Here is a 3,433-nt window from a genome sequence, read left to right as displayed (position 1 = left end):
ACCGTATACCGTGGCCGATGAGCTAAAAATAAAACGATTCACGCCTGCGGCCCGCATCTCATCAAGTAATACCAGCGTACCCGTGACGTTGTTTTCATAGTAGGCGAGGGGTTCTTTTATCGACTCCGAAACCGATTTGAGTCCCGCAAAATGAATGACATCAGTGATGTTATGGCGGGTGAAAATGTTCTTTAACGCCTGCCGATCCAAAATATCGGCGATATAGACAGTCGGTTTCCTTCCGGCGAGTTCCGCGACTCTGTCCAGCGAGACTTGACAAGAGTTCGACAGATTATCAATGACAACGACATCATCGCCTCTTTCCAGTAGTGTTAAAACAGTATGTGAACCAATATAACCTGCGCCACCAGTGACAAGAATTGCCATACAGACTCCAGATTTATGCTATCAAAACGGGCATTGATTCACGCCACTACCATAGAAAACATGCTATTGGTGAAGTCTGGTAAGGTTGTAGTTACGATATCTCACCATACATTTATAAGATATTTTTTTAAGTATAGATAAAAAACTGAACTTGTTTATTTTTGAGTCATAAACAATATAGTTATTTGAGAAGTTTAGTGTATGGACACCATCACTGTGGTTGATCGAGGAATTGATTTTCTCGATCAGGCTTTCATCGAAAACAGTATCGTTCAATGCAACTAATTCTTTGATGTAGATAGATTTTCCGTAGGTTTCAGGTGTGCACTCCTGGGTGAGAAAGTACATTTTGTTATCGACAAGGTAAGGCGCGCCGGCTCCCCGGTGGTGATGGTTGCTCACCTTCAGTGAGGGGGCAATCCGCTGCCACTCCCCAAAGATATTCTCAGCAGAGTGAATAATGATTTCATTATCCATTGTGGTGGATAAAAGATAGCAGGTTTCATTAATTGTGAGAAACACATTATCTGTTAATTCAGTATCCGATATTAAGACTTTGATTTTCTTCCAGCGTGCCGGGAATTCTACCGACTGAAACAGTATGACTTCTTTTCTTTCTGAAGACTCAGGGATCATGAAAAGCTGATCGTTGATATGAATCAGGAAAGGGAATGACAAATGACACCTTAAGTCGTCAAAGCCCTCAAGTCTAACATCATCGATTTCAGTCAGTTCACGATCCAGGACGCGGCATCTTAGCGTACCTTTCGAATTTCGAAAGCTAAAGGCTTCATAAAAAACATACAGTTTATCGGCCTTTTCAACAATAAAAGGGTCGGCCTGAAATGTATATTTCTTTTTTAACTGCTGGGCAGTAGTTTTACTCAGTATTTCCAGAGTGTTATCGGGGAATAAGTGTGAGCCATGATCCTTTAGAATCATGATGTCCCACGACTCATGATAGAAAAATGTTTTAATTATTTTTTTTATTTTCGTTTGCATTCGCGCCTACTCCTTTAATTACCTGCATCTTAACAAAAATCTCATACGAACAGCTAATTTGCTGCTGCGTACATGATATCTGTCGTAATGTTGAATGAATGCGCGAAGACCAATGCAGAAACATCAGAGGCTATTTTTAAAAATTAGGTCCGGGTGTGTTTTTTGTCTATAGCACAAAAGTAGGAAATAATTATCCAGAGCATCCTTGCTCCAGTGGAGGGTTTACTCGAAATGTACCTGCGGATTGTCAGCAAGGGAAACGTAGGTTTTGCTGTTTTTATCCAGGGTACGAATTTCACCGCTTTCGATGTCATACACCCAGCCATGCAGACGCAGCGCATTATTTCGCAGCCCAACAGCAACGGAAGGGTGCGTTTTAATATTGTTCAACTGAGCGATAACGTTCTCTTCCACCATGGCGTTAACTTTATCGATGGGATTATCCCAGGTTTTCTTCTCGACCACGGCCTTAGCTGCATCGGCATAGTGCAGCCAGTGCGCCACTGCGGGCATTGGATCGAGGGGCTGGCTATCAGCAATGGCTTTCATCGCGCCGCAATTGGAATGGCCACAGATGACGATATCCGTCACACCGAGTGCGACTACCGCATATTCGATGGTGGCGGAGACACCACCGGGTTCCGGTCCGAAAGAGGGGACGATATTGCCGGCGTTGCGGATAACGAACAACTGCCCGGGCTCTTGCTGAGTCACCAGTTCTGGCACCAGACGGCTATCGGAACAGGAGATGAAAAGCGCTTTTGGATTCTGGCTGGATGCCAGGCTGCGGAAGAGTTCCTTACGTTGAGGGAAAATCTCTTTTTGGAAGTTGAGGAAGCCCTCAATGATATGTTGCATAGCAGTGTCTCTTTTCTCTGTTTGAGCAGGTTATGATGAAGATCACACTTTCCAGTTTAACACCAGCCGACAGAAGCGAAAGAGTTTATAGCAGTTTCGCAACATTTTTGACTAATTTTTCTCCACCGTAGCGAGGGTGAAATGTGATATGCGTTCTGCCGTTCTGAGTCAACAGATGGCGGGGGTAGACTGCAAATGGGGACATTCGCAAGCCTACGCCTGGCAAAATGACATCGCTTTTTTTGCCAATAAATCGGAGTTATAGCGATAGCCAGTCATCATGGAATACCTTACATTTTTATATGTATCCACACCTCAAGGAATCATCATGTCCAGACTCCGTACTTTAGCAACGGCTTTAGTCGCCGTTGCCGCGATGACGATGTGCGCCACCCCTGTATTCGCAAACCCCGGTAACGGTAATGGTAATAGTGGCAACCATGGTAATAGCGGAAACAAGGGTAATAGTGGTAACAGCCAGAAAGGAAACGCTGGCCAAAAAAATAATGCGCATACAGAACAGCGTAAAAATTATGGCAAGCCGGATCATGTGGATAGCGACATCAGCTATAACGTGGCCAGGCAGTATGCTGTCAGATATGGTTTGACGGGGTATAAATCACTGCCGCCAGGTATTGCCAAAAATCTGGCGCGAGGAAAACCGCTTCCTCCGGGGATCGCTAAAAAAAGCGTCCCACCCTCTATGTTGAATCAACTGCCGTATTATCCTGGTTATGAATGGCAGGTCGTTGGCGACAATTTGGTGTTGATTGCACTGAGCACGGCGATTGTCACTGCCGTTATTAATGGCGTGTTTGATTGATTCGCCACGGAATTAATTGGTTCTGTTGTGCCTGCTGGACGCCCGCATTACGCGGGCTTTTTCGTTAAGTAAGGTCAGCTTCATAACCCGTACAGCTTTATTTTTCGATAAAGCGTGGCAATGCTGATCCCCAGTTCGGTCGCTGCCTGTTTTTTCCCCTCCACGCTTGCGCCAAAACGCTGGATGACATTTTCTATGGCCTCCCTTTCCGCTTGTTTTCCCTTATTAGCAAGCTGCTGAGGCTGGGCTGTCATCGACGTTTTTCTGCTGTCAGCTGCGGTGAGCAGGTAAGGAGGCAGATGGCTGGCGTTGATTCCAGCGGCTTCCCCGCGCATCACGAAAATATATTCGATAACGTTACGT

At 45.3% G+C, this 3,433-nt stretch carries 5 protein-coding genes; 1 reads left to right on the top strand and 4 read right to left on the bottom strand.

Going from position 1 to position 3,433, the window contains the following annotated elements; all coding sequences use genetic code 11:
- From KQJ18_RS22695 to KQJ18_RS22685, 3 genes are all read right to left on the bottom strand, one after another.
- Nucleotides 1–387: SDR family NAD(P)-dependent oxidoreductase (locus tag KQJ18_RS22695; RefSeq protein WP_216422808.1), on the bottom strand; the 387-nt coding region annotated here is incomplete at its 3' end.
- A gap of 63 nt (nucleotides 388–450) precedes the next feature.
- On the bottom strand, nucleotides 451–1,389 hold the full coding sequence (locus tag KQJ18_RS22690; RefSeq protein ID WP_216422807.1) for a hypothetical protein: 939 nt from the start codon (nucleotides 1,387–1,389) through the stop codon (nucleotides 451–453).
- 222 nt (nucleotides 1,390–1,611) lie between these two features.
- A complete protein-coding gene (locus tag KQJ18_RS22685) occupies nucleotides 1,612–2,247 on the bottom strand; it encodes a carbonic anhydrase (RefSeq protein WP_038632863.1) in 636 nt (211 codons plus the stop codon).
- A gap of 328 nt (nucleotides 2,248–2,575) precedes the next feature.
- Here KQJ18_RS22685 and KQJ18_RS22680 point away from each other — a divergent pair, with 328 nt between their 5' ends.
- Nucleotides 2,576–3,070: an anti-virulence regulator CigR family protein gene (locus tag KQJ18_RS22680; RefSeq protein WP_160956468.1), complete on the top strand. Its 495-nt coding sequence runs from the start codon at nucleotides 2,576–2,578 to the stop codon at nucleotides 3,068–3,070.
- Nucleotides 3,071–3,150: 80 nt separating this feature from the next.
- Here KQJ18_RS22680 and KQJ18_RS22675 read toward each other — a convergent pair.
- The coding region (locus tag KQJ18_RS22675; RefSeq protein WP_275945714.1) for a helix-turn-helix domain-containing protein at nucleotides 3,151–3,433 on the bottom strand (283 nt) is incomplete at its 5' end.

The organism is Citrobacter sp. S55_ASV_140 (assembly GCF_018919505.1).
Lineage (GTDB): Bacteria > Pseudomonadota > Gammaproteobacteria > Enterobacterales > Enterobacteriaceae > Citrobacter > Citrobacter werkmanii.
This window is presented reverse-complemented; position numbering and strand designations above follow the sequence as displayed.